Annotated in this window: 21 protein-coding genes; 12 read left to right on the top strand and 9 right to left on the bottom strand. The window is 74.0% G+C overall.

The window, feature by feature from the left end:
* Positions 1-19: 19 nt before the first annotated feature.
* From ACFYUV_RS03575 to ACFYUV_RS03560, 4 genes are read left to right on the top strand one after another with little or no spacing between them, the layout of a single operon-like run.
* On the top strand, positions 20-1552 hold the full coding sequence (locus ACFYUV_RS03575; protein ID WP_358285984.1) for an acyl-CoA carboxylase subunit beta: 1533 nt from the start codon (positions 20-22) through the stop codon (positions 1550-1552).
* Positions 1549-3438 carry a biotin carboxylase N-terminal domain-containing protein gene (locus tag ACFYUV_RS03570; protein ID WP_387664411.1) on the top strand — a complete coding sequence of 630 codons (1890 nt, stop codon included), beginning with the start codon at positions 1549-1551 and terminating at the stop codon, positions 3436-3438. Before ACFYUV_RS03575 ends, ACFYUV_RS03570 begins: the two co-directional genes overlap by 4 nt.
* Positions 3435-4196, top strand: coding sequence for an enoyl-CoA hydratase-related protein (locus tag ACFYUV_RS03565; RefSeq protein ID WP_387664409.1), 762 nt, complete (start codon positions 3435-3437; stop codon positions 4194-4196). Before ACFYUV_RS03570 ends, ACFYUV_RS03565 begins: the two co-directional genes overlap by 4 nt.
* Complete coding sequence (locus tag ACFYUV_RS03560) at positions 4196-5917, top strand: acyclic terpene utilization AtuA family protein (RefSeq protein ID WP_387664407.1); 1722 nt, start codon at positions 4196-4198, stop codon at positions 5915-5917. Before ACFYUV_RS03565 ends, ACFYUV_RS03560 begins: the two co-directional genes overlap by 1 nt.
* Here the strand turns inward: ACFYUV_RS03560 and ACFYUV_RS03555 are convergent.
* Entirely contained in the window at positions 5843-6748 is a 906-nt protein-coding gene (locus tag ACFYUV_RS03555) for an ROK family protein (protein WP_387664405.1), read from the bottom strand. The two genes, ACFYUV_RS03560 and ACFYUV_RS03555, sit on opposite strands and share 75 nt — an antisense overlap.
* 198 nt (positions 6749-6946) lie before the next feature.
* Between ACFYUV_RS03555 and ACFYUV_RS03550 the strand changes: the two genes are divergently transcribed.
* From ACFYUV_RS03550 to ACFYUV_RS03535, 4 genes are all read left to right on the top strand, one after another.
* Complete coding sequence (locus ACFYUV_RS03550) at positions 6947-7960, top strand: phosphotransferase family protein (protein WP_387664403.1); 1014 nt, start codon at positions 6947-6949, stop codon at positions 7958-7960.
* 86 nt (positions 7961-8046) lie between these two features.
* Complete coding sequence (locus ACFYUV_RS03545) at positions 8047-8307, top strand: hypothetical protein (protein WP_387664401.1); 261 nt, start codon at positions 8047-8049, stop codon at positions 8305-8307.
* Positions 8308-8366: 59 nt separating this feature from the next.
* The gene (locus ACFYUV_RS03540) at positions 8367-9218 is read left to right on the top strand and encodes a helix-turn-helix transcriptional regulator (protein WP_357964569.1); all 852 of its coding nucleotides are present in this window, start codon (positions 8367-8369) and stop codon (positions 9216-9218) included.
* Between the two features lie 69 nt (positions 9219-9287).
* The gene (locus ACFYUV_RS03535; protein ID WP_352320256.1) at positions 9288-9554 is read left to right on the top strand and encodes a hypothetical protein; all 267 of its coding nucleotides are present in this window, start codon (positions 9288-9290) and stop codon (positions 9552-9554) included.
* 12 nt (positions 9555-9566) lie between these two features.
* Here the strand turns inward: ACFYUV_RS03535 and ACFYUV_RS03530 are convergent, their stop codons facing one another.
* The 8 genes from ACFYUV_RS03530 to ACFYUV_RS03495 form a co-directional block, all read right to left on the bottom strand.
* Positions 9567-10184 carry a TetR/AcrR family transcriptional regulator gene (locus tag ACFYUV_RS03530; RefSeq protein WP_387664398.1) on the bottom strand — a complete coding sequence of 206 codons (618 nt, stop codon included), beginning with the start codon at positions 10182-10184 and terminating at the stop codon, positions 9567-9569.
* A 54-nt stretch (positions 10185-10238) separates the two neighbouring features.
* A complete protein-coding gene (locus ACFYUV_RS03525; RefSeq protein WP_387664396.1) occupies positions 10239-12218 on the bottom strand; it encodes an ArnT family glycosyltransferase in 1980 nt (659 codons plus the stop codon).
* Entirely contained in the window at positions 12215-13390 is a 1176-nt protein-coding gene (locus ACFYUV_RS03520) for a glycosyltransferase (RefSeq protein ID WP_387664394.1), read from the bottom strand. The genes ACFYUV_RS03525 and ACFYUV_RS03520 overlap by 4 nt, the downstream gene beginning before the upstream one ends.
* A gap of 9 nt (positions 13391-13399) precedes the next feature.
* Entirely contained in the window at positions 13400-14794 is a 1395-nt protein-coding gene (locus tag ACFYUV_RS03515; RefSeq protein ID WP_387664392.1) for a sensor histidine kinase, read from the bottom strand.
* Positions 14791-15489, bottom strand: coding sequence for a response regulator transcription factor (locus ACFYUV_RS03510; RefSeq protein ID WP_358285211.1), 699 nt, complete (start codon positions 15487-15489; stop codon positions 14791-14793). The genes ACFYUV_RS03515 and ACFYUV_RS03510 overlap by 4 nt, the downstream gene beginning before the upstream one ends.
* A 99-nt stretch (positions 15490-15588) precedes the next feature.
* A complete protein-coding gene (locus ACFYUV_RS03505) occupies positions 15589-17094 on the bottom strand; it encodes a phytoene desaturase family protein (protein ID WP_387664390.1) in 1506 nt (501 codons plus the stop codon).
* Positions 17095-17206: 112 nt separating this feature from the next.
* Positions 17207-17509 (bottom strand): hypothetical protein, encoded by a 303-nt coding sequence (locus ACFYUV_RS03500; protein WP_387664388.1) that lies wholly within the window; start codon positions 17507-17509, stop codon positions 17207-17209.
* 113 nt (positions 17510-17622) lie between these two features.
* A complete protein-coding gene (locus ACFYUV_RS03495; protein WP_387664386.1) occupies positions 17623-18513 on the bottom strand; it encodes a LysR substrate-binding domain-containing protein in 891 nt (296 codons plus the stop codon).
* Between the two features lie 70 nt (positions 18514-18583).
* On the opposite strand from ACFYUV_RS03495, the gene ACFYUV_RS03490 reads away from it, so the two are divergent.
* The 4 genes from ACFYUV_RS03490 (at position 18584) to ACFYUV_RS03475 (ending at position 23894) form a co-directional block, all read left to right on the top strand.
* Positions 18584-19693, top strand: coding sequence for a YeiH family protein (locus tag ACFYUV_RS03490; protein ID WP_387664384.1), 1110 nt, complete (start codon positions 18584-18586; stop codon positions 19691-19693).
* A 121-nt stretch (positions 19694-19814) separates the two neighbouring features.
* Positions 19815-20741 carry a pseudouridine-5'-phosphate glycosidase gene (locus ACFYUV_RS03485; protein WP_358285202.1) on the top strand — a complete coding sequence of 309 codons (927 nt, stop codon included), beginning with the start codon at positions 19815-19817 and terminating at the stop codon, positions 20739-20741.
* Positions 20738-21667 carry a carbohydrate kinase family protein gene (locus ACFYUV_RS03480; protein ID WP_387664382.1) on the top strand — a complete coding sequence of 310 codons (930 nt, stop codon included), beginning with the start codon at positions 20738-20740 and terminating at the stop codon, positions 21665-21667. Before ACFYUV_RS03485 ends, ACFYUV_RS03480 begins: the two co-directional genes overlap by 4 nt.
* Positions 21668-21749: 82 nt before the next feature.
* Positions 21750-23894, top strand: a complete 2145-nt coding sequence (locus ACFYUV_RS03475) for a hypothetical protein (protein WP_387664380.1) — start codon at positions 21750-21752, stop codon at positions 23892-23894.
* The last annotated feature ends 1 nt before the right edge of the window (position 23895 follow it).

The raw sequence follows: 23895 nt of genomic DNA, 5'->3' as shown, positions 1-23895 counted from the left end.
TCTGGCCCGGCGCGCGGCCATGCTCGCCAAGCTGGCCGAGCTCGACGCCGAGCACGCCAAGGCGGTGGCCGGCGGCGGCGAGAAGTACGTCGAGCGCCACCGCCGGCGCGGCAAGCTGCTCGCCAGGGAGCGCGTCGAGCTGCTGATCGACCCCGATTCGCCGTTCCTGGAGCTGTCCCCGCTGGCCGCGTGGGGCAGCGAGTTCCAGGTGGGCGCGGGCATGGTGACCGGCATCGGGGTGATCGAGGGCGTCGAGTGCCTGATCACCGCGAACGACCCCACGGTCAGGGGCGGCGCGTCCAACCCGTGGACGCTGCGCAAGTCGCTGCGCGCGGCCGACATCGCGCTGGCCAACCGGCTGCCGTACGTCAACCTGGTCGAGAGCGGCGGCGCCGACCTGCCGACGCAGAAGGAGATCTTCATCCCGGGCGGCCGGATCTTCCGCGACCTGACGCGGCTGTCAGCGGCGGGCGTCCCGACGGTGGCGCTGGTCTTCGGCAACTCCACGGCCGGCGGCGCGTACGTGCCCGGCATGAGCGACTACGTGGTGATGGTCCGCGACCGCGCCAAGGTGTTCCTGGGCGGGCCGCCGCTGGTGAAGATGGCCACCGGCGAGGAGTCCGACGACGAGTCGCTGGGCGGCGCCGAGATGCACGCCAGGACCAGCGGCCTGGCCGACTACCTGGCCGAGGACGAGCACGACGCGCTGCGCATCGGCCGCGCCGTCGTGCGCTCGCTCAACTGGCGCAAGCAGGGCGTGGCGCCGCTGCCCGCCCGCGAGCCCGCCTACCCGGCCGACGAGCTGCTGGGGATCGTCCCGGAGGACCTGAAGATCCCCTTCGACCCGCGCGAGGTGATCGCCCGCGTGGTGGACGGCAGCGAGTTCGAGGAGTTCAAGCCCCTGTACGGCCCCTCGCTGGTCACCGGCTGGGCGCGCGTCCACGGTTACCCGATCGGAGTGCTGGCCAACGCGCGCGGGGTGCTGTTCAGCCAGGAGTCGCAGAAGGCCACCCAGTTCATCCAGCTCGCGAACCAGTCGCGCACGCCGCTGCTGTTCCTGCAGAACACCACCGGCTACATGGTGGGCAAGGACTACGAGCAGGGCGGCATCATCAAGCACGGCGCCATGATGATCAACGCCGTGTCGAACTCGACCGTGCCCCACCTGACCGTCGTCATGGGCGCCTCCTACGGCGCCGGCAACTACGGCATGTGCGGGCGCGCCTACGACCCCCGCTTCCTGTTCAGCTGGCCGAGCGCCAAGTCGGCGGTGATGGGCCCGGCCCAGCTCGCCGGGGTGCTGTCGATCGTCGGCCGGGCCGCGGCGCAGGCCAGGGGGCAGGTCTACGACGAGGAGGCCGACGCGGCGATGCGTGCCATGGTGGAGTCCCAGATCGAGGCGGAGTCGTTGCCGTTCTTCCTGTCGGGACGGCTCTACGACGACGGGGTGATCGACCCACGCGACACCCGTACGGTGCTGGGGATGTGCCTGTCGGCGATCAACAGCGCGCCGGTGCCGCCCGCGGCGGGGTTCGGGGTGTTCCGCCCGTGATCACCCGTCTGCTCGTGGCCAACCGGGGCGAGATCGCCCGCCGGGTCTTCCGCACCTGCCGCTCGCTCGGCGTCTCCACGGTCGCCGTCTTCTCCGACGCCGACTCCGGCGCGCCGCACGCCCGCGAGGCCGACCTCGCCGTCCGCCTGCCGGGGGCCCATCCGGCCGAGACCTACCTGGCGGTGGACCGGATCATCGAGGCGTGCCGGGTCTCCGGCGCCGACGCGGTGCACCCGGGCTACGGGTTCCTGTCGGAGAACGCCGCGTTCGCGCGGGCCGTGCTGGACGCCGGGCTCACGTGGGTGGGGCCGCCGCCCGAGGCGATCGAGGCGATGGGCTCGAAGATCGCGGCCAAGCGGCTGATGGCCGAGGCCGGGGTGCCGGTGCTGCCCTCGCTCGACCTGGCCGCGCCGGACGAGTTCCCGCTGCTGGTGAAGGCGTCCGCGGGCGGGGGCGGGCGCGGGATGCGGATCGTCAGGCACGCCGGCGAGCTGGCCGCCGAGGTGGAGTCGGCGCGGCGGGAGGCCCAGGCGGCCTTCGGCGACGGCGCCGTGTTCGCCGAGCCGCTGCTGGAGGCCGCCCGGCACGTCGAGGTGCAGGTGCTGGCCGACGGGCACGGCACGGTGTGGGCGTTGGGCGAGCGGGAGTGCAGCGTCCAGCGCAGGCACCAGAAGGTCGTCGAGGAGTGCCCGTCGCCGGGGATCTCGGAGCGCACCCGCGAGCTGCTGTGCGCGGCGGCCGTGCGCGCGGCCCGGCGCATCGGCTACGTCGGGGCCGGCACGGTCGAGTTCCTGGTCAAGGGCGAGCGGGTGGCGTTCCTGGAGATGAACACCCGGCTCCAGGTCGAGCATCCGGTCACCGAGCTGGTGTTCGGCGTCGACCTCGTCCGGCTGCAGCTGGAGGTGGCCGAGGGCGCGGCGCTGCCGTCCGGGCCGCCCGCGCCGCGCGGCCACGCGATCGAGGCGCGGCTGTACGCCGAGGACGCCGCCTACGTGCCCCAGACGGGCGTGCTGCGCCGGTTCGAGGTGCCGGGTGACGTCCGGGTCGACTCGGGCGTCGAGTCCGGGTCGCGGGTGTCGCCGCACTACGACGCGATGCTGGCCAAGATCGTCGCGTACGGCGCGACGCGGGCGGAGGCGGCGCGGAAGCTGGCCGCGTCCCTGCGCGGGGCCCGGCTGCACGGCCTCACCACCAACCGCGACCTGCTGCTGGAGATCGTGACCCATCCGGCCTTCCTCGCGGGTGAGACGAACACCGCCTTCCTCTCCCCCGGCGGCCCGCTGTCGCCGCTGTCGCCGCCGTCGTCCCCGCCTTCCGGCGACGGCGGGCTGCCGGCGCTGGCCGCCGCGCTCGCCATGGCCGCCGGGCGCCGGCGCGAGGCCCCCGTCCTGGCCGGGCTGCCCAGCGGCTGGCGCAACGTGCGCTCGCAGCCCGCCCGCGCCCGGTTCGAGGAGGCCGACGTCGTCTACGACCCGCTGCCCGCGGGCGTCACGGTGGTCTCCGCGCGGCCGGAGGAGGTGGTCCTGGAACGCGACGGCCTGCGGCGGACGTTCCAGGTCGCCCGGTACGACGGCGACGAGCGCGTCTACGTCGACTCCCCCATGGGCGCGGCCGTGCTGACGCCGGTGCCGCGCCTGCCCGAGCCGGTCGAGCACGTCGCCCCCGGCTCGCTGCTCGCGCCCATGCCGGGCAGCGTGCTGCGGGTCGAGGTGGCCGAGGGCGACACGGTGGCCCGGGGCCAGCCGGTCCTGGTGCTGGAGGCGATGAAGATGGAGCATCGCATCGCCGCCCCGGCGGGCGGCGTGGTGTCGGACGTACGCGTCGAGAAGGGACAGCAGGTCGAAGCCGGGGCCGTGCTGGCGATCATCCAGGAGGAGACCACATGACGAGCCTGGTGCACAGGGAGCTGGCGGACGGCGTGGCCACCGTCACGCTCGACTCGCCGGCCAACCGCAACGCGTTGTCCAGGCGGCTGCTGGCCGAGCTGGCCGAGCACCTGCGCTGGGCGCTGGCCGAGCCGGGGGCCCGGGTGATCGTGCTGACCGGCACGGGCCGGGTGTTCTGCTCGGGCGCCGACCTGAAGGAGCAGCGCGGCGACTCGGACGCGCCGGTGACGGCGTCCTTCCCGGAGATCATGACGCTGCTCTGGGAGAGCCCGAAGCCGGTGATCTGCCGCCTGAACGGCACAGCCCGCGCGGGCGGCCTCGGCCTGGTCGCCGCGTGCGACTTCGCGATCGCGCCGGACACGGCGTCGTTCGCGTTCACCGAGGTGCGGCTCGGGGTGGTGCCCGCCATGATCTCGGTGCCCGTGCTGCGCAGGCTCGACCCGCGGGCGGCGGCCGAGTACTTCCTGACCGGCGAGGTGTTCGACGCCGCCACGGCGGCCCGCATCGGCCTGCTGACCAGGGCCGTCCCGGAGGACGAGCTGGACACCACCGTGCGCCGCTACGCGGAGATGCTGGCCAGGGGCGGCCCCGAGGCGCTGGCCATCACCAAGCGGCTGGTGCGGGAGGTCCCGGCGGTGTCGTTCGAGGAGGGCCTGCGGCGGATGAGCGAGCTGTCGGCCGAGCGGTTCACCTCGGCGGAGGGGCAGGAGGGCATCGCGGCGTTCATGGACAAGCGCCCGCCCAAGTGGGTGCCGTGATGGCGCTGCGCGTCGCGAACTGCAGCGGCTTCTACGGCGACCGGCTCTCGGCGGCCAGGGAGATGGTCGAGGGCGGCCCGATCGACGTGCTCACCGGCGACTGGCTGGCCGAGCTGACCATGCTCATCCTGGCCGGCAACCGGCTCAAGGGCCGTCCCGGCTACGCCCCGACGTTCCTGCGCCAGCTTGAGGACGTGCTCGGCCCGTGCCTCGACCGCGGCATCCGGATCGTGACGAACGCGGGCGGCCTCGACCCGGCCGGTTGCGCCGAGGCCGTGCACGAGCTGGCCGCCCGGCTGGGCCTGTCCCCCAAGGTCGCCCACGTGACCGGCGACGACCTCATGGGCCGCCCGCTCGACCTGGTCCACGCCGGCACCGGCGAGCGCGCGCCGGCCGCGCCGCTGACCGCGAACGCCTACCTCGGCGGCCGTCCGATCGCCGCCGCGCTGTCGGCGGGCGCGGACGTCGTGGTGACCGGCCGGGTGACGGACGCCGCCCTGGTCACCGGCCCCGGCATCTGGCGGTACGGGTGGGGCCCCGGCGACCTCGACCCGCTGGCCGGCTCGGTCGTCGCGGGCCACGTCATCGAGTGCGGCTGCCAGGCCACGGGCGGCAACTACGCCTTCTTCCAGGACGTGCCCGACCTGGCCCACTGCGGCTTCCCCATCGCCGAGCTGCGCGCCGACGGCTCGGCGGTGATCACCAAGCATCCGGGCACGGGCGGCCTGGTCTCGGTCGGCACGGTCACCGCGCAACTCGTCTACGAGCTGGGCGGCCCGCGCTACCTGGGCCCCGACGTGGTGGCCAGGTTCGACACGATCACGCTCTCCGACGACGGCCCCGACCGGGTGCTGATCTCCGGCACGCGCGGCGAGCCGCCGCCGGACACGCTCAAGGTCGCCGTCAACTACCCGGCCGGCTACCGCAACACGATGACGCTCGTCCTGACCGGCCTGGACGTCGAGGCCAAGGCGCGGGTCGCCGAGGAGGCCGTCTGGGCGCGGGTGCCGCGCGAGACCTTCGACCAGGTGGACGTGACGCTGACGGACGCGGGCCTGCTGCGGATCACCGTCATGGACGCCGACCGGCGCACCGCGGGCCGGGTCTTCTCCTCGGCCGTCGTGGAGACCGGCCTGTCCAGCTACCCGGGCTTCTACGGCCTCACCCCGCCCGGCGACGCCTCTCCGTATGGGGTGTACTGGCCGGTCCTGGTGCCGGCCTCGCAGGTGCGCCCGCGGGTCTTCCTGGACGGCGTGGAGCTGCCCGTCCAGGAGGAGCCTCGCGCTTCCCAGGGCGGGCCGGTCCCCGAGCCGCCCGCGCCGCCCGTGCCGCCGGTTCCGGCGCCGCCCGGCGGGCCCGCCGTGCGCGTGCCCCTGGGCCGGGTGGCGGGGGCGCGCTCCGGCGACAAGGGCGGCGACGCCAACCTCGGCGTCTGGGTCGCGACCGACGAGCAGTACGCCTGGCTGGCGGCCACCCTCACCGCCGACCGGCTCACGTCCCTGCTGCCGGAGCTGGCCGCCCACCGCGTCGAGCGGCACGAGCTGCCCAACATCAGGGCGCTCAACTTCGTCGTGCACGGACTGCTGGGCAGAGGCGTGGCGGCCAGCCCGCGGATGGATCCGCAGGCCAAGGCCCTGGGCGAGGAGCTACGCGCCCAGGTGGTCGACGTGCCCGCCGCCCTGCTGCCCCAGCGCCCGCAGGCCGAGCAGCCCGGCGCCTAGCAGGCCCGCGTCCGCGCCGAGCGCCGACACCCGCACCTCGGGCGCGGGGCGGAAGGCGAGCCGGGCGGCCAGCCGGGCGCGCAGCGGGGTCAGCAGGGCGTCGCCGGCCAGCGACAGGCCGCCGCCGACGACGATCACCGCGGGGTCCAGCACCAGCGTGTACGTGGCCAGGGCCAGTGCCAGCGCCTCCACGGCCTCCGTCCACACGCGGGCGGCCGGCTCGTCCCCGGCGGCGGCCCGGCGGACGACGTCCTCGGCGGAGGTCTCGCCGGCGCGGGCGGCGACGGAGGCGGCCGAGGCGTAGGCGGACAGGCAGCCGCGCTGCCCGCACGGGCACGGGAGCCCGCCGGGACGCACCGGGATGTGCCCGATCTGCCCGGCCCAGCCGGCGGCGCCGCCGTACAGGGAGCCGGTCAGGACGACGGCTCCGGCGATGCCGGTGCCGATGGGCAGGTAGAGCGCGTCGGGGACCGCCGATCCGTAGGCCAGCTCCGCCTCGCCGGCCGAGCGCACGTCGTGGCCGAGGGCGAGGGGGAGCCTCCCGTCGGTGAAGGCCGCGGCGGGCACGTCCCGCCAGCCGAACGCGGCCGAGAAGACCGCCCGCCCGGACGCGACCAGGCCGGGCACGGCCAGGCCCACGGCCGCCGGGCGCAGCAGGGCGCCGGCGACGGTCCGCGGCGCGCTGAGGTCGGCGACGAAGGCGGAGATCGCCGCGATCACGCGTTCCGGCCCCTCGGTGCGGGGGGTGGGGCGGCGTTCCCGATGGAGGATGCCGCCGTCCTGGGCGATCAATCCGCCCTTGAGGGTCGTTCCCCCCACATCAACTGCCACAACGCACTTCATCCACCCATGTTCTCCCAGCAGCGCCGCCATCGGCCCGGTCGTGGCCCAGGACGAGCCGACCGCCCGCGACCTGCCGGGCGACCGGTCGCGGCAGTTCCCGCCGTTCATGCCGGGCCCTGGGTTGACCGGGCGTCGGGGCTCTCGTAGGTTGAAGCCTCCAGAATATCGTTCTGTCAAAGGGCGGCCATGACCTCCACCCACATCGACGTCAGCGCCATCGACCTCGACGACCTCGGCGCGTGGATGGACGCCGAGGGGCTGCCGGGCAGGGCGATCACGGACGTCGCGCCGATCCCCGGCGGCACCCAGAACGTCATGGTCCGCCTCGAACGCGGCGGCCGGCCGTACGTGCTGCGCAGGCCGCCCCTGCACGCCAGGGCCAGGAGCAACGAGGTGCTGCGGCGCGAGGCGCGGCTGCTGGCGGCGCTGAGCGGCACGGCGGTGCCGGCGCCCCGGCTGGTGGCCGCGCAGACCGCCCGGGAGCCGGTGTTCTACCTGATGGAGCCGGTGGCCGGGTTCAACCCCTCGACCGGGCTGCCCGAGCCGCACGCCTCCGACGCCGCGATCCGGCACCGGATGGGCCTGGAGGCCGCCGCCGCACTGGCCGAGCTGGGACGGGTCGATCCGGCGGTGCTGCCCGGGTTCGGCCGTCCCGAGGGCTTCCTCGACCGGCAGGTGCCGCGCTGGCTGAAGGAGCTCGACTCCTACGGCGAGCTCGACGGCTACCCCGGCCCCGACATCCCCGGCCTCGACGCCACCGCCGACTGGCTGACCCGCCACCGGCCCGCCGCGTTCGTCCCGGGGATCATGCACGGCGACTACCACTTCGCCAACCTCATGTTCGCCCTCGACGGGCCCCGGGTGGCGGCGATCGTCGACTGGGAGATGTGCACGATCGGCGACCCGCTGCTCGACCTGGGCTGGCTGCTGGCCACCTGGCCGGTGAACAACGGGCACGTGCCGGGGCTGCCGTCGGAGCGGGAGCTGGTCGCGTACTACGCGGCGCTGTCGGAGCGCGACCTGTCGGCGATCGACTGGTACGCGGTGCTGGCCTGCTTCAAGCTCGGCATCGTGCTGGAGGGCACGCACGCGCGGGCGTTCGCCGGCAAGGCGCCCCGGGACATCGGCGACGTGCTGCACGCGACCACCCTCGGTCTGTTCGGCCGCGCCCACGACATCATGGAAGGCTTGTTGCGCTGAACCCGATGCGGGAAAAGGATCACGCCGGACGCCCAGATGCGTACAATTGCGCGCAATTGCATCTGGCATTCGGGGAAAGGATCGTCATGCGCATGCGGTTCCTCGGCTCCACCTCGGAGGCGGGCGCCTGCCCCACCCTGTACGAGACCGATCGCGGCACCATCGTCGTCCAGGGACTTCACGTCACCGACCCCGAGGCGCTCGCGGACCTCCGCGACGTGCTCGACGGCGAGGCCGCCGTCGAGGTGCCCCGCGAGCTCATCACCGAGATCGCCCGCCGGGTCCTGCTCGACGGGTCAGCCGGCGCCCGGCCCACCAGCGACGGGACACCGACGGCAACCGCTTGATCACGATTGCGCGGCTGGGCCTGGCATGATCGGTGCCCGCGGAGCTAGCCTCTTGCCGCGTGACGTCCTATCAGCAGGCGCGCATCGACCTCGGCGGCCAGCTTCGCCAGTTGCGCGAGGCCGCCCACCTGTCGGGCAAAGACCTGGCCGAGCGGCTGCGCTGGCAGCCGTCCAAGGTCTCCCGCCTGGAGAACGCCAGGCAGACGGCGACCGAGGACGACGTGGTCGTGTGGGCGCAGGCCGTGGGGGCCGCGCCCGACACGACCGACGAGCTCATCAGGCAGGCCATCGCGCTGCTGGAGCGGCACGACGACTGGAAGCAGCGGCACCGCAGCGGCCTGGCCGCCATCCAGGAGGACATCCGCGACCTGGAGGCGCGCACGAAGTTGTTCCGCGTCTTCGAGCCCGGCATCGTCGTCGGCCTGCTGCAGACCTCCGAGTACGCCCGGCACGTGTTCCGCAAGGTCAAGCGCCTCTACAGCGCGGCCGACCAGATCGACGCGGCCGTCCGCGTGCGCATGCAGCGCCAGGAGATCCTCTACGACCGCACGCGCACGTTCCGGTTCGTGGTGCCGGAGTCGGCGCTGCGCAGCGCGCTGGCCCCGGCCGACGTCATGCGCGGCCAGCTCGACCGGCTGCTGGCCGTCAGCACGCTGCCCAACGTGGAGTTCGGGGTGATCCCCTTCGGCACCGAGCTGCCGTCCGCGCCGATCAACGGGTTCTGGATCTACAACGAGGCCATGGTGGGCGTCGCCACGATGACCAAGGACCTCGTGCTGCGCGACCCCGACGACATCGCCTTCTACGTGCGGGCCTTCGACGACTACGCCAAGGTGGCGGAGTTCGGCGAGCCCGGGCGAGAAGTCATCATCCGTATTCTTCGCGAATACCTGCAACAAACCCCACATTAACCTCAGCAATTGCTTGCCACCCGTAGCAAGATCGTGCAATTCTGTCGCGAGACGTTGCGGAGGTGACGCATGATGCTTGATACCGCGCTCTGCCTTGAGCGGTTCGCGTGGCACGCGGGCCGTCACGCCGATCTTTCGGTGCAGAATGTCGCGCTGGCCAGCGACCCGGCGTACGTGTCGGTGCGCAACCGGTTCTCCGCCACCCTGGCCGAGACGGTGACCTGCTCCGACGACGGCGCGTACATCACGTCGTGGGGCTACCGCCTCGGCACCGCCGAGGACGTCGAGTCGGCGGCCGCCCGCCTGGCCTTCCTGCTGGCCGCCCTGCCCGCCTGACCCGGGCCGGACTCAGCCGAACCGCTCGACCGCGATGCCGGCCTCCCCGGCGGCGGCCGTGCGCGCGTGGGCCAGCAGCCGCGCCCGGTCGAGCACGTTGGGATGCAGGGTGTAGCGGATGATCAGCCCGTCGAGCATGGCGTCGATGCGCTCGGCCGCGCCCGCCGGATCGGCGCAGGCGAACTCCCCCGCCTCGGTGCCGGCCGACAACACCTGGGCCAGCGCGTCGAGCCAGGCCGTCTCCAGCTCCAGCATGATCGCGTTGACCGCCGGCTCGCGCAGCGCGGTGTTCCAGGCGTCGATCCAGAGCAGCCAGCTCTGGTCGGAGCGCGACTCGGGGATGTAGTAGCGCAGCACCCGGTCGAGGCGCTCCACCGCCGTGCCGGGGCCGTCGGCCAGCTCCTTGAGCCGGGCGCTCTCGATGTCGAGCGTGGCCCGCAGCATGGCGGTGATCAGCTCGTCCTTGGTCGCGAAGTGGTAGTGGATCAGGCCGCCGCTGACGTTGATGGACTTGGCGATGTCGGCGATGCGCGTGTTGGCCAGGCCGCGTTCCAGCACCACTTTGCGGGTGGCCTCAAGAAGCTCTGCTCTGCGCTGGTCGGCCTGATCGGCCCGGGTCGTACTCGCCACTCGATCAGCCTATAGCGCGCCGCGGGGACGGGCCCCGCGGCCGCCGTCGCTTCCTCAGGGCGCGCAATCGTACAGGCCGGTGTGGCCGTCCACGGCCGCGCAGCCGGCGGTGACCCAGGTGGTCACCGCGGTGTCGCCGCCGGGACCGCCCCGGCCGCCGGGCAGCACGTACCTGAGCCGTCCCGACGAGACGAGCTCCCGCAGGCGGGGGACGGTCATGGCGGGGTCGGAGCCGGTGAAGCCGCCCATGGCGATCACCGGGCGGCCGGTGGACAGGATGATCGAGGACGCCTGCTGGGCGCTGCCCACGGCTACCAGCCACGTCGCCCGGCCCTGGTTGGCGACCAGGTACTGCACCGTCGAGTCGGCCACGCCGCCGCCCATGGAATCGCGCTCGCGGACGCCCGGCTCCCCCTGCGGCGGCTCGTCGCCCTGGAGGGCGTCCGTCCGGACGCCGGGGAGCTCGCCGCCCGGTGGCGGGCCGCCGAAGCCGCCGGGGCCGCCCGTGCGGCCCGTGGACGGGCCCGCCGTGGGGTTGGTCCCGTTCATCGGCGTTCCCAGCGATGAGACGGCGTAGGCCGCCGGACCGGCGAGCCCCGCGACCACAGCGGCCGCCACCGCCACGACGGTCACCCGGCCCGCCATCCGCCCCCTGCCCGCCACGAGCCCCGTCGCGGCCCCTGTCGCGGACGCCGGCACGAGCCCTGTCACGATCACTGTCACGAGCGCCACCACGGCCACTGTGGTCGCCCCGAGCACGACCCAGGCCAGCCACGGCAGCCACTCCGGCGTGCGGCGCAGCACCACGAACGCCCACCCGCCGGTCACCGCGACCGCCGCGGGCAGCGCCCACGCCCAGCCCCGCGACCCGCGGTACGCCTGCCACATCACGGTCGCCCCCATGCCGGTCAGCGCGGCCACGGCGGGCGCCATCGCGGTCGTGTAGTAGGGATGGAACGTTCCATGGGAGAAGCTGAACACGGCGTGGTGCACGACCAGCCAGCCGCCCCACAGCAACCAGGCGGCCCCGCCGAAGAGGGTCCCGCGCACCCGCAGCAGCACGGCGAAGGCCAGTGCCACCGCGCAGAACGGCAGCAGCCAGGAGATCTGCCCGGCCATGACCTCGTTGAACAGCCGCCCGGCCCCGGCCTGCCCGCCGAAGTTCGCGCCGCCGGACCCGCCGCCGGCCCGGTCCTGGCCGAAGATCCGGCCGAGCCCGTTGTAGCCGATCACCAGGTCCCGGACCGTGTTGTCGGTCGAGCCGCCGACGTAGGGCCGCGAGGCGGCGGGCCAGAGGTCGACGACCACCATCCACCAGGCGCTGGACGCGACCAGCACGACCCCGGCGGCCAGCAGGTGCCCCACCCGCCGGGCCAGGCCGTGACGGGCGCACACCAGGTACGCCACCCCGAACGCGGGCACCACCAGGTACGCCTGCAACATCTTGGCGTTGAACCCGAGCCCCACGAACAGCGCGGCGAGGAGCAGCGGCCGCAGCCGGGCCGTGCGCAGCGACTCCAGGCAGAACCAGGCCGCCAGCACCAGCAGCAGTACGAGCACGGTGTCGGGATTGTTGTCCCGGTTGATGGCCACCGTGATCGGGGTGAGCGTCATGACCACGGCCGCGACCAGCGCCGCGACGTGCCCCTGACGGGTGCGCCCGAAGGACCGGCGGACCGCCGAGTACACCGTCCCGACGGCCGCCACACCCGCGAGGACCTGCGGCATCAGCATGCTGTACGTGCTGTAGCCGAAGATCCGCGCCGACAGCCCCATGACCCACAGCGCGAGCGGCGGCTTGTCCACCGTGATGAAGGACCCGGCGTCGATCGCGCCGAAGAAGAACGCCTTCCAGCTCCGCGTGCCCGACAGGACGGCGGCGGCGTAGTACTCGTTGGCGTTCCCGCTGAGCGCCCAGGCGTACAGGACGAAGGCGGCGGCCAGCACCGTCCACATCGCGGGCCGCGACCAGCGCGGGTCGCCCGCGGCGCCGGTCAGCGCGCGCACCCGGGCGGGCGCGGCGACGGCGGTCACCGCCCGCTCCTGCGCCGGGGGTTGAACACCCACACGCGCAGCAGCAGGAACCGCACGAGGGTGGCCGCCGCGTTGGCCGCGATGACCGCCACCAGCTCCACCCCGTGCGAGACCCCGCCCGGCAGCAGCGCGAGGCTCCCCGACGTCAGCGCCAGCCCCACCAGGAACGCGATCAGGCCTTCGAACTGGTCGCGCAGCGCCCCGCCCGAGCCCTTGACCCCGAACGTGAAGCGGCGGTTGGCCGCCGTGTTGGCCACGGCCGTGACGAGCAGCGCGACCGCGTTGGCGAGCTGCGCGGGGACGACCTGCCGGGACATCGAGAACAGCGCCAGGTAGGCCAGCGTGCTGACCACGCCCACGATCGCGAACCTGGGCAGCTGCCTGGCCATCCCCTTCGGCAGCTCGGCCCGCCGCACCCGGGCGGGCATCGGCAGGCGCGCCGCGCCCGACAGGGTCCTGCGGGCCACCCTGGCCAGCCCGCGCAGGTCGTCCAGGGCGGTCCGCAGGAGGTCCACGCGGCTGTCGGGGTCGTCCACCCAGTCGACGGGGACCTCGTGGATGCGCAGGCCGTGCCGCTCGGCCAGCAGCAGCAGCTCGGTGTCGAAGAACCACTGCTCGTCCTCGACGGCGGGCAGCAGCGCCTGCGCGATCTCCGTGCGCACGGCCTTGAACCCGCACTGCGCGTCGGAGAACCCGGCGCCCATCACCGAGCGCAGCAGCAGGTTGTACGAGCGGGAGATGAACTCCCGCTTGGGCCCGCGCTCCACCCGCGAGGCTCTGGCCAGGCGGGTGCCGATGGCCAGGTCGCTGTGGCCCGACAGCAGGGGGGCGACCAGCGGGAGGAAGGCGTCCAGGTCGGTGGACAGGTCGACGTCCATGTAGCTGACGACGTCGGCCTCGCTGGTGGACCAGACCTGGCGCAGGGCCCGGCCGCGGCCCTTCTCGTCGAGGTGCACGGCCCGTACCCGCGGCAGCTCACGGGCCAGCTCGGTGGCCAGCCGCCAGGTGTCGTCGGTGCTGGCGTTGTCGGCGATGGTGATGCGGAAGCCGTACGGGAACGTGGTGGCGAGGTAGGCGTGCAGCCGGGCGACGCTCTCCCGCAGCGCCCGCTGCTCGTTGTGGACCGGGACGACCACCTCTACCAGGCGCGTCCTTACCGCTGTTGTCTCCATGCAGCCAGCTCACGATTCGGGTCTTTGAGAGGACTTATCCGATTGTGAGTGACGAGTGAGAGTTCCGGGAAGATCGATCGTCGCGATCGCGCCGCCGCCGGGCGCGTTGGACAGCCGGACCTTGCCGCCGGTCTCGGACACGGCCTGCGCCACGATCGCCAGGCCCAGCCCGGAGCCGGGCAGGCCGCGGGCCGAGGGCGAGCGCCAGAAGCGCTCGAAGACGTGCGGCAGCTCCTCCTCGGGGATGCCGGGGCCGTGGTCGCGGACCGTCAGCCGGCCGTCCTTGAGCGAGACCTCGACCTGGCCCTCGGGGCTGAACTTGCGGGCGTTGTCGATGAGGTTGAGCACGGCGCGTTCGAGCGAGGCGGGGCTGCCGACGACGTACCAGGGGTGCAGGTCGGTGCGCACGTCGGCGCCGCGCAGCCGGGCGCGTTCGGCGGCGGCCGTGACGACGTCGTGCAGGGCCAGCTCGACGTGCGGCTCGTGGTCGGTGTCGCCCCTGGCGAGCTGGAGCAGGTCGCCGACCAGCGTGGACAGCTCCGCGAACTGCGCCTTGACGTTGACCAGCAGGCGTTCCTTGGCGCCCGGGTCGAGCTGCCTGCCGGTCTGCTCGCTGCGCAGCAGCAGGTCGATGTTGGTGCGCAGGGTGGTGAGCGGGGTGCGCAGCTCGTGACCGGCGTCGGCGACGAGCTGCTGCTGGCGTTCGCGGGAACCGGCCAGGGCGGCGGTCATGGCGTTGAAGGAGGAGCTGAGCCGGGCGATCTCGTCGTTGCCCTGGACGGGGATGCGGGTGTTGAGGTCCTCGGTCTCGGCGATGTGCTCGGCCGCCTTGGTCAGCCGGACGACGGGACGCAGCGCGGCGCGCGCGATGAGCAGCCCGACCCAGGCCGCCAGCAGGACGCCGAACAGCGCCACGCCGCCCAGCAGCAGCGCCACCGCCTTCAGCGTGTTGCGCAGCTCGCGCAGGGGGGCTGCGTCCATCACCGCGACGCCCGGCGCGATCTGCTGGGTGAGGACGCGCATCTCGGTGCCGTCCGCGGTGACGCCGTTGTGGAAGTGCCTGGACTCGGGCCACTCGCCCTTGGCCACCGCCATGTCCTCGGGCGTCACCACCAGCGCGGGGCCCACGTAGCAGGGCGGGGTGCCGTTGGCGAAGATGAGCTGGGTGGAGTGCGGCGGGCCGTAGTGGTCCTTCGGCGCGGGGGTGGCGCGGCAGTTCTTGCGGATCCAGACCAGGTCGTTGCTGGGGTCCTTGCCCGGCTGGGAGCCGAGCTGGCGGTCGGCCTGCTCGTAGGTCTGGTGGCGGACGATCAGGAAGCAGGCGCCGGCGCTGATCGCGACCGCCAGCGCCACGGCGAAGGTGATGAGCAGCGTCAGCCGGGCGCGCAGGCTGTTGCGGATCACGGTGTGGCCCGTAGGACGTACCCCACCCCGCGGACCGTGTGGATCACCCGGGGCTCTCCCCCGGCCTCGGTCTTGCGGCGCAGGTACATGACGTACACGTCGAGGGAGTTGGAGGTCGGCTCGAAGTCGAAGCCCCACACCTCGTTGAGGATCTGGTCGCGGGTCAGGACCTGGCGGGGGTGGGCCAGGAACAGCTCCATCAGCAGGTACTCGGTCCTGGTGAGGTCGAGCGCGCGGGCGCCGCGGGTGACCTCCCTGGTCGCCGGGTCCATGCGCAGGTCGCCGTAGGACAGCGTGCCGCCGTCGGCCGAGCCCGCGTTGAGCGCGCCGCGGCGCAGCAGCGCGCGCACCCGGGCCAGCAGCTCGTCCAGCTCGAACGGCTTGACCAGGTAGTCGTCGGCCCCCGCGTCGAGCCCGGACACCCGGTCGCCGACGGCGTCGCGGGCGGTGAGCATGAGCACGGGGATGTGGTTGCCCTGGGCCCGCAGCCGCCGGCAGGCGGTGAGCCCGTCGAGCCGCGGCATCATCACGTCGAGCAGCACCGCGTCGTACGGCTCACCGGCCAGCGCCTCCAGCGCCGCCTGCCCGTCGTTGGCGGTGCCGACCCGGTAGCCCTCGAACTCCAGGCTCGACTGCAGCGCCTCGCGCAACGCGGGCTCGTCGTCCACCACCAGCAACCGTGCGGGCTCACTCATGTGTCACAAGATATGAGCCCACTATGAGAGCACGATGAACGGGATCATCGATGTGTCCTGAGAAAGCGCCACGGGGAACGGCGGTCCTCCCGGCGCGGTTCAGGGCCGCAGCAGCGCCATGGCCGCGTTGTGGCCGCCGATCCCGCTCACGCCGCCGCCCCTGCGGGCCGCGGCGCCGCACAGCAGGATGCGTTCGTGCCCGGTCTCGACGCCCCATCCCCTCTCCTCCGCGTACGGCCAGCTCAGGTCGGCGTGGAAGATGTGGCCGCCCGGCAGTCCCGCGTCCCTCTCCAGGTCGACGGGGGTTCTGACCTCGACGCACGGCGTGCCGTCGGGGGTGCGGAGCAGGCAGTCCTCGATGGGCTCGGCGAGCACCGCGTTCATGGAGGCGAACGTGGCCCGCAACGCATCCTCGCGCGCTTTTTCTGGATTTTCCCGGAAAAGTCGGGCGGGCATGTGGAGGCCGAACAGGGTCATCGTCTCGGCCTTCCCCCGCAGTTCCGGCCCCAGGATGGACGGGTCCGTCAAGGAATGGCAGTAGACCTCCGCGGGCGGCGTTTCCGGGATCTCCCCTCGCGCCGCCTGCTCGTACGCCTTCGCGAGCTGGTCGCGCCCCTCGTTGATGTGGAACGTGCCGCTGAAGGCGGCCCGGGGGTCGGCCGAGGGGTCCTTCAGCCGGGGCAGCCGGGCGAGCACCATGTTGACCTTGAGCTGCGCGCCCTCCGGCACGGTCGCGCGCCCGCCGAGCACCCGGTCGAGCACCGCCGGGGGCAGGTTGACCAGCACGTGGCGGCCGTCCACGGTGTGCTCGCCGTCCTCGGCGACGTACGTGACCTCGCCCGACGGCGAGATGCCGACGATCTCCGCGCCGGTCCTGATCTCCGCCCCGGCCCGCCTGGCCGCCCGCTCCAGCGCGCCGGAGACCGCGCCCATGCCGCCCACCGGGACGTTCCACTCGCCGGTGCCGTCGCCGATCACGTGGTAGAGGAAGCACCTGTTGGCCAGCAGGTCGGCGGACGGGTCGGCGAACGTGCCGATCAGCGCGTCGGTGAGCACGACGCCGCGCACGGTGTCGTCGGCGAACCGCTCGTCCACGGTCTGGCCGACGGGCCGGGCGAACAGGTCGCGCCAGGCCGCCGGGCCGACCAGGCGCTCGATCTCGGCCGGGGTGCGCAGGGGTTCGAGCAGCGTGGGGGCCAGGACGCGGGCCACGTCCGCCGTCATGGCGTAGAAGTCGCGCCAGGCGCGGTGGTCGTGCTCGCCGCCGGTGACGGCGCGGAAGGAGGCGGCGGTGCGGGCCTCGTCCTCGTTGTCGACGAGCAGGCCGGTGTCGCCCTTGGGGGTGTAGGAGGCGTACCGGCGGCGGCGCAGGTCGAGGTCGAGGCCGAGGTCGCGGACGATCCGGGTGGGCAGCAGGCTCACCAGGTAGGAGTAGCGGGACAGGCGGACGTCCACGCCCGGGAAGGCCCGCGTGGAGATCGCCAGGCCGCCGACGTGCCCCAGGCGCTCCAGCACCAGGACCCGGCGGCCGGCTCCGGCGAGGTAGGCGGCCGCGACCAGCCCGTTGTGCCCGCCACCTGCCACGACGACGTCATACGCACCCATCCCCGCACCTTATGACCCGACCTGTGCCCTTAGTCAACGGTTCACGCGGAGATGGCGCGGCCACTCGCGGGTGGGCCCGGCCGGGGTCCCCTCCCGGCCGGGCCCGGATCCGTCAGCCCGTCCTGTTCACCCAGACGCGCTTGACCGGCCACGGCGTGAGCCGTACCGAGGAGACCCCGCCGACGGCCGTCCAGCCGCCGGTGAGGATGATCGGCCCGGCGTACGGGTGCGACTGCTCCACCCCGACGGCGTGCTGGCCGGTGCCGGAGGCGCAGCTGCTGTAGGCGTAGCCGCCGCTGACCCAGGCGGTGCAGTCGGTGGGCGCGGCCAGGGCGGGCGACGGCGCCAGGCCCGCCGCGGCGAGGCACATCACCGCCGATCCGGCCAGGGCGACGAGGGGACGACGAAGGCTCATGCGGAGTCTCCTGAGGTTCGGGGGGTGAACGCGCTCTTACTTTTAGGAAACTTTCCTAAGGGAAAGCTAGATCGCGTTCCAGGCGGCGTCAACGGCCACCTTCGGGGACGTGCTCACGGACGGCTGGCGATGGCCAGGAGCGTGGCGGCCGGGGCGGTGAGCGAGCGCCCGCGCCGCCACACCGCGCGCAGGTTCCGGACCAGGTTGAGCCCGGCGAGGGGCACCTCGACCAGGCGGCCGGTCGCGATGTCCGCCTCGACCGCGTAACCGCTGAGCACCGCGGGCGCGGCCCCGGCCTGCGCCGCCCCCTTGACCGCCGAGTTCGACCCGAGCTCCAGGCGAGGGCTGGCCCGGTGGAGGCTCTTGAACGCCACGTCCAGCGTCTCCCGGGTACCCGAGCCCGGCTCACGTACCACCAGCGGCGTGGCGGCCAGCTCGGCCCCGCGCAGGGCCGTACGGCGGCGCGCCCAGGGATGGCCGGGGGCCACCACGACGACCAGCCGGTCGGTGCCCACCACCCGGCTGTCCAGCCCCTCCGGCACGGTCGGCCCCTCGACGAAGCCGAGCTCCACCTCCTCGCCCAGCACCCTGGCCGCGACGTCGGCGGAGTTGACCACGTCCAGCCCCACCTGGACCTCGGGCTCGCGGTTCTGCAGCTCGCCGAGCCAGCGCGGCACCAGGTACTCGGCCACCGTCATGCTGGCGGCCACCCGCAGGTGGGCCGCCTCGCTGTGCCGCACCGCCTCCACGGCCCGCATCAGCTCCTCGGCCGCGGCCAGCACCTGGGCCGCCCATCCGGCCACCATCCGGCCCTCGACGGTGAGCGTGGACCCGCGCGGCGTGCGCTCCAGCAACGGGACGCCGAGGCGGCGCTCCAGCATGGCCACCCGCTTGCTGGCCGACGGCTGGGCCATGCCCGCCGCCTTGGCCGCCTGGCCCAGGCTGCCCAGCTCGCCCACGTCGACCAGCAGCTTCAGCGAGTCGAGATCCGGCAGCGCACTCATAGCCACAGGCTATGGCCTCCCAGTCAACGCGTGTCTACCGGCCGGTGCGCAGGGCCCGAAGACTGGGATCATGCCTCTCCCCGACCAGCGGATCCCCCCGCTCACCGCGACCCGGCCGACCCCCGACCCCCGAGGCGGCGCGGCGCCGGCCGTCCCCACGGCGTCGGTGTGGCCGGGCATCGGGCTGGCGGCCGTCGCCGTGGTGGTGGCCATGGTGGCGAACCGGTTCGCCCCGGCGTTCAGCCCGGCGGTGATCGCGGTGCTGTCCGGGGCGGTCCTGGCCAACCTCGCGGCCTGGGCGGCGACGTCCGCGCGGTGGGGCGGGGCGGGGGCCGTCTGGGAGCGGTTCAGGCCGGGGCTGGCGTTCGTGGCCCGGCGGGTGCTGCGGGTGGCGATCGCGCTGCTCGGGCTCCAGATCGCGCTGCCGCAGGTGCTCGCGCTCGGCTGGCAGACGCTGGTGATCGTGGTGACCGCGACCGGCGTGACGTTCACGGTGACGCCGCTGATCGGCCGCCGCCTGGGCCTGTCGTCCGGCACGTCGCTGCTGGTGGCGACCGGGGTGTCGATCTGCGGGGCGGCGGCGGTCGCGGCCATGCGCGAGAGCGCGGAGGACACCGACGACGACGACGCGGCCGCCGCGCTGAGCGTGGTCGTGCTCTACGGCAGCGCGGCCATCGTGGCCGTCCCGGCGCTGGCGGCGCTGCTCGGGCTGTCGCCGGCCCAGCTCGGCGTCTGGACCGGCGCGGCCGTGCACGAGGTGGCGCAGGTGGCCGCGATCGGCGCGGCGTCGGGCGTCCTGGCCGCCGCGGTGACGGTGAAGCTGGCCCGCGTCGTCCTGCTGGCCCCCATCGTCGCCCTGACGTCCTTCCGTGCCCGCCGCTCCGTGACCGGTGCGCCCGCGGCCGACCGGCGGGAGGGGCGCCGGACGCCCGTCATGCCGCTGTTCGTGGCGGCGTTCCTCGTCATGGTGGCGGTACGCAGCACCGGCTGGGTCCCGGACGTCGTCACGCGGGCGGTCCCGCAGGTCACCAACGTGCTCATGGCCGCCGCCCTGTTCGGCCTGGGAACCGGGATCGACGTGCGCAAACTCGTCAAGGGCGGGCGGGCCGTGCTGCTCGGCGCCATCGCCACCGGGCTCATCGCCGCCGTCTCGCTCACCGGGGTCGCCGTGCTGCTGTGAGGGCCGCCCGAGTGGACGTCCTGGCCAGGCCACCGTACGCTGCTCTGTTCGGAACAAATTCCGTCAGGCACGCCGTTCTCCCTGAACCGGCCAGGACCACTCAAGGAGCTTGAAACCCGTCATGCGCAGCGCCACCGATCCCCTTCTCCAGCCGTCCGACGAGGTCGCCGAGGCCCTGGCGGGCGGCGCGCCCGTCGTGGCCCTGGAGTCCACGATCATCTCCCACGGCCTGCCGCAGCCGCGCAACCTGGAGGTGGCCCGCGAGCTGGAGGGAGTGGTCCGCGCGGCGGGCGCGGTCCCGGCGACGATCGCCGTCCTCGACGGCGTGGCCAGGATCGGCCTGAACGAGCTGGAGCTGGAGCGCATCGCCACCGAGTCCGGGCTGCGCAAGCTGGGTCAGCGCGACCTGCCGCTGGCCGCCGCGCTGAAGGCGAGCGGGGCGACCACCGTGTCGGCCACGTCGTTCCTGGCCGCCCGCGCCGGTGTGCGGATCTTCGCGACCGGCGGCCTGGGCGGCGTGCACCGCGGCTGGACCGAGGACCAGGACGAGTCCGCCGACCTCGACACCCTGGCCCGCACCCGCATCACGGTCGTCTGCGCGGGCGTGAAGTCGATCCTCGACGTGCCGGCCACGTTGCAGCGGCTGGAGACGCGCGGCGTGACCGTGGCCGGCTACCGCACCGACACCTTCCCCGGCTTCTACCTCAACTCCTCCGGCCAGCCGATCGACTGGCGGATCGAGTCGCCCGAGGACGCCGCCGCCGTCATGCGCGGCCAGGACGCGCTGGCCGGCCCGGAGACAGCGTTCATCGTGGCCAACCCGGTGCCGCGGGACCAGCAGCTCGACCCGGCGCTGCACGACCGCGTGCTGGCCGAGGCGCTGGCCGCCGCCGAGCGCGAAGGCGTCAAGGGGCAGGCGATCACGCCGTTCCTGCTCAGCTACCTCGTCAACGGCACCGGCGGCGCGTCGCTGGAGGCCAACCTGGCCGCCGTGCGCGGGAACACCGCCCTGGCCGCCGAGATCGCCGTGGCCTGGTCGCGGGCGTGAGCGACACCGGCCTCCTGGTGATCGGTGACGTCGTCACCGACGTGGTGGCGCTGCACGGCTCCCCGGTCATGGCGGGCACCGACACCGCCGCGGAGATCGTGCTGCGGCCCGGCGGCTCGGGCGCGAACACCGCCGCCTGGGCCGCCCACCTGGGGGCCGACTCGCGGCTGCTGGCCAAGCTCGGCTACGACAGCAGCGAGTGGCACACGACCGAGCTGGTCAGGACGGGCGTCCGGCCCCACGTGCCGGTGGACCAGGAGCACCCCACGGCGGTCGTCATCGCCATGGTGGACAAGACCGGCGAACGTTCCATGCTCACCAACCGCGGCGCGGGCGGCCTGATCTCCGACGCCGACTGGGACCCGTCCCTGCTGGATGGGGTCGGCCGGCTGCACCTGTCGGGTTACACGCTGTTCGCGGCCCCCGGTCTCCGCCTGGCCAGGGCCGCCGTCCGGGACGCCGTCGCCGCCGGGGTGCCGGTCAGCATCGACCCGGCCTCGACGGGCCCGCTGCGGGACTTCGGCGTCGAACGTTTCATGCGGGAGACGTCCGCGGCCGACCTGATCATCCCGAACCTGGACGAGGCGCTCGTCCTGACCGGCGTCCCGGCGCCGGAGCGGGCCGCCGTGCTGCTGAGTGAGACGTACGGCACAGCGGTCGTGAAACTGGGCGCCGAGGGCGCGCTGGTGGCGGTGGACGGCAAGGTCACGGCGACGTGCGCGGGCGTGTCCGCCGAGGTCGTGGACTCCACGGGCGCCGGTGACGCCTTCGCGGCCGGGTATCTCACCGCCACCCTCCAGGGGGCGGACGCCGCGCTCGCGCTGGAGGCGGGTTGCCGTGCCGGTGCGCAATGTGTGGCCCAGGTGGGCGGCCGTCCACGGTACGGTTTGGATCTGAACCGTCTTTACCCTATTCACACTGATTGATAGCTTGCCGCGTAGGCTGCACCATTAGCCACATGCGTACCGGGTTGCCCACGCGGCCCACTGGGGAGGATAAGGTCCGCCGATGGAAGTCGAGTCATCGATCTGCCTGAGCGACCTCGTCCCTGCTCTGCGCTGGAGCCGCCCTCAGCAGGTGGCCGAGGTGCTGGGTGATCCGCGGCTGCCGGCGGGGTGGTGGTCCTCGCTCGCGGTGTCCAGGGCGCTCGGCACGGCGGGTCTCGACTGGGTCTGCGAACGGCTCGCCCGGCTGATCTCCTCCCGCTGGGATCATCTCCCGCTGGTGGACCTGCTTCCCGCGCTCGCCGTCCATCAGGTCGATCCGGCGCTGCCCGGCTGGCCGGAGGCCACCCGTACGGCGATCACCGGGCTCGGCGGCTGGCAGCGGCTGCGCCGCCTGTCGCCCGGCGATCTCGCCACCCCGTCCGCGACGCCCGAGGTGGTGGTCGGCTCGGTCCTGCGCGAGGTGCTCGGGCGCATCCCGGCGCAGCGGGAGGCCGTACCCGCCCAGCAGTCCGGCTCGCCGGACGTCACCCGTCCGCTCGCGCGCGGCGCGACGGGGTCCTTCCCGGCCGTCCCGGTGGCCGAAGCCGGTGCGTACGCCGCCCAGCCCGCCAGCGGCCCCCAGCGCCCGCCCGCCGCCTTCACCCCGCACAGCGACGCCTTCCCGGCCCAGCCCCAGGGCGCCCCGCGCCCGGCCCCGGCCGGTGAGGGCGGCCTGCCGCAGCGCCCGGCCGCGGCCCGCCCCGCCGCCCAGCAGCCCGCCTCGTTCCCCCCGCCGCCGGAGAACGCCCAGGGACACCAGACCGGCTCCTTCACCGCCCAGCCCGACGCCACCCGCCAGACCGGCTCGTTCCCTGCGCAGTCCGAAGGCGGCCGCCAGACCGGCTCGTTCCCTGCACAACCGTCCAGCGGGCCTCAGACCGGCTCGTTCCCCGCCCAGCCCGCCAACGGCCCTCAGACCGGCTCGTTCCCCGCGCAGCCGTCCAGCGGGCCTCAGACCGGGTCCTTCCCGGCGCAGGGTGGTGCGCGGTTGCCGCAGCGGCCCACCGCCGGGCGTCCGGACGGCGGCCCGCAGGCCGGCGCCGACGGCCCCCCGTACACCGCCCCCGTCCCCGGCGGGACGGCCGCTCCCGGCCCGGTGCCCGCCGACCCCGACCACGCGATGGTCCGTGTCGTGGACGGCCTGTTCCGCGGCCTGGACAAGCTGGAGCTGGCCGTCGCCGTGCACCGGCTGTTCGCCGAGGACCCGGTCAGCCTGCGCACCCTGGCGCACAAGCTGCTGGTGGACCGCGACGTGCTCTCCCAGGCCCAGCGCACCGCCGAGGAACGCGTCCTGCACTGGCTGCGCTCGTCGGAGTCGGCGCCGGTCACCGGCCACATGTTCCGGCTCACCGAATGGCTCGGCGCGGCGGCCACCGAGGAGCAGCTCATCGGCGCCGACCCGGCCCACCCGGCGATGGTCCCGTCGCTGCGCACGCCCCTGTGGCGGGTCCTGGTGACGCTCATGCCCGACCGCCGCCTCCAGGACGGCTGGCTGGTCGTCGGCGACATCCACGGCCTCCAGGCCCGTACGCGGCAGCTCCTGGCCGCCGCCCCGCCGGACACCGACGTCGTCGAGCTGCTGGCCGAGCTGGGCATCCGCGCCCACTCCGCCAAGGCGTGGCTCGACGCCCTCCCCTCGGAGTCGGCCCCCGGCCCGGCGGACGCCTCCCCGCAGCCCGCCCAGCCCCTCCCCCGCCGTACGCCCGGCGCCAACGGCCACCACCACCGGGGCGGCCAGCCCATCCCGACGGCGGGCGCGAACTCGATCGACCCCTCGGCGGCCCTGGCCACGTTGTCGGCGCTGTCCGGCGGCCGGTCCGGCATGCTGCCCGGCAGCCTGGCCGGAACGCCGTCCACGCCGCCTCCGCCGCTGCCGAGTCCGTCGTCGGACCCGCGCCGCTGGCAGCGCATCGAGGTCACCCCGGAACACCTCAGGGGCGGCCCGGTGCCGGTGCCGGAGGGTTACGCGGCCCAGCTCGGCATGCGTCCGGGCACCCTGCTGTCGGTGACCGGTCCGGGCGACAACGCGATCGTGCTGGTCTGGCAGGGCCATCAGCCGGTCTTCGACTCGCTGCAGCCGGTGCTCATGCGCCTGAACGCGCGCCCCGGCGACCAGGTCTACGTCACGGTGGACGGCTACCGCCTGGAGGCCCAGCTCACCGGCTGAC

The organism is Nonomuraea sp. NPDC003560, assembly GCF_042878785.1.
Lineage (GTDB): Bacteria > Actinomycetota > Actinomycetes > Streptosporangiales > Streptosporangiaceae > Nonomuraea.
Note: the sequence above shows the minus strand (reverse complement) of the source record. Positions and strands in the feature narration are given on the sequence as shown.

Excerpts from the sequence above, each read along its gene's own strand:
- ACFYUV_RS03505 (WP_387664390.1), bottom strand. The coding sequence starts at position 17,094 with ATGGGTGCGTATGACGTCGTCGTGGCAGGTGGCGGGCACAACGGGCTG.
- ACFYUV_RS03475 (WP_387664380.1), top strand. The coding sequence starts at position 21,750 with ATGGAAGTCGAGTCATCGATCTGCCTGAGCGACCTCGTCCCTGCTCTG.
- ACFYUV_RS03565 (WP_387664409.1), top strand. The coding sequence starts at position 3,435 with ATGACGAGCCTGGTGCACAGGGAGCTGGCGGACGGCGTGGCCACCGTC.
- ACFYUV_RS03560 (WP_387664407.1), top strand. The coding sequence starts at position 4,196 with ATGGCGCTGCGCGTCGCGAACTGCAGCGGCTTCTACGGCGACCGGCTC.
- ACFYUV_RS03510 (WP_358285211.1), bottom strand. The coding sequence starts at position 15,489 with ATGAGTGAGCCCGCACGGTTGCTGGTGGTGGACGACGAGCCCGCGTTG.
- ACFYUV_RS03545 (WP_387664401.1), top strand. The coding sequence starts at position 8,047 with ATGCGCATGCGGTTCCTCGGCTCCACCTCGGAGGCGGGCGCCTGCCCC.
- ACFYUV_RS03550 (WP_387664403.1), top strand. The coding sequence starts at position 6,947 with ATGACCTCCACCCACATCGACGTCAGCGCCATCGACCTCGACGACCTC.
- ACFYUV_RS03520 (WP_387664394.1), bottom strand. The coding sequence starts at position 13,390 with ATGGAGACAACAGCGGTAAGGACGCGCCTGGTAGAGGTGGTCGTCCCG.
- ACFYUV_RS03490 (WP_387664384.1), top strand. The coding sequence starts at position 18,584 with ATGCCTCTCCCCGACCAGCGGATCCCCCCGCTCACCGCGACCCGGCCG.
- ACFYUV_RS03495 (WP_387664386.1), bottom strand. The coding sequence starts at position 18,513 with ATGAGTGCGCTGCCGGATCTCGACTCGCTGAAGCTGCTGGTCGACGTG.
- ACFYUV_RS03535 (WP_352320256.1), top strand. The coding sequence starts at position 9,288 with ATGATGCTTGATACCGCGCTCTGCCTTGAGCGGTTCGCGTGGCACGCG.
- ACFYUV_RS03500 (WP_387664388.1), bottom strand. The coding sequence starts at position 17,509 with ATGAGCCTTCGTCGTCCCCTCGTCGCCCTGGCCGGATCGGCGGTGATG.
- ACFYUV_RS03575 (WP_358285984.1), top strand. The coding sequence starts at position 20 with ATGCTCGCCAAGCTGGCCGAGCTCGACGCCGAGCACGCCAAGGCGGTG.
- ACFYUV_RS03485 (WP_358285202.1), top strand. The coding sequence starts at position 19,815 with ATGCGCAGCGCCACCGATCCCCTTCTCCAGCCGTCCGACGAGGTCGCC.